Source organism: Stenotrophomonas maltophilia group sp. Smal17 (assembly GCF_030237045.1).
Classification (GTDB): Bacteria; Pseudomonadota; Gammaproteobacteria; order Xanthomonadales; family Xanthomonadaceae; genus Stenotrophomonas; species Stenotrophomonas forensis.
This window is the reverse complement of sequence record NZ_JASJSU010000183.1, coordinates 1-994: the sequence shown is the minus strand read 5'-3', so window position 1 is coordinate 994 and position 994 is coordinate 1. Positions and strand designations below refer to the sequence as shown.

The following is a 994-nucleotide window of genomic DNA, read 5'->3' as shown; positions in this document are numbered from 1 at the left end:
CCATGCGCGACCACCCGCCACAGGTCAACATCCGCGTCGACAACGACCTGTTCGGTGGCCGCCACCAGGACCAGGGCTACACCAACGGCGCCCAGCTGACCCTGGTCTCGCCGAACCTGGTCGACTACACCGATGACCCCTGCCTGCCCCGGATGGCGCGCTGGGTGAACCAGTACCTGGAAGGCCTGCACCCGGGCAGGTTCGAGCAGCAGAACATGATCTTCAGTATCGGCCAGGGCATCTTCACCCCGACCGATCCGGCCCGCCGCGACCTGATCAAGGATGATCGACCGTATGCCGGCGTGCTGATCGCCAGCTTCGGCTTCAACGCGCGCAGCGGCGACCGCCTGCAGACCACCCAGCTGACGCTGGGCGTGGTCGGTCCATGGGCACAGGGCAAGCAGGTGCAGGATGCGGTGCACGACATCCTCAATGACAAGAAGTTCGAGGGCTGGGACAACCAGCTGCACAACGAACCGCTGTTCATGCTGACCCACGAGCGCATGCGCCGCTGGCCCGCCGATGCCAGCCTCAATGCCGGCGGTTGGGGCTGGGATGCGATCAGCCACTACGGCGGTGCGATCGGCAATCTGGAAACCAAGGCCAATGCCGGTGGCGAAGTGCGTTTCGGCTGGAAGCTGCCCGATGATTTCGGCAGCACGCCGCTGCGTCCGGCCGGCGAGAACACCGCGCCGACGCGTGGCGGCCGCCCCAGCGGCTGGTCGTGGCACATGTTCGTCACCACCGACGCGGCCTGGGTGATCCGCGACATCACCCTGGACGGCAACACGTTCCGCAGCAGCCATAGCGTGGACAAGCGCCACGTGGTCGCCCAGGGCGGCTATGGCATGGCGCTGACCCATGGCCGCTGGAAGTTCGCGGTGGCGCGCTACCACAGCACCCGCGAGTTCTACGGCCAGCGCGAAGCCCCGGTGTTCGGCAGCTTCACCATCAGCCGCTCGCTGTAAGCGAGGGGCTGATGGTAGTGGCGGGC

General features: G+C 66.9%; 1 protein-coding gene. It reads left to right on the top strand.

The features are described from left to right. On the top strand, positions 1–968 hold a 968-nt coding region (locus QRO93_RS21475), incomplete at its 5' end, for a lipid A deacylase LpxR family protein (RefSeq protein WP_285304363.1). Positions 969–994 lie beyond the last annotated feature (26 nt).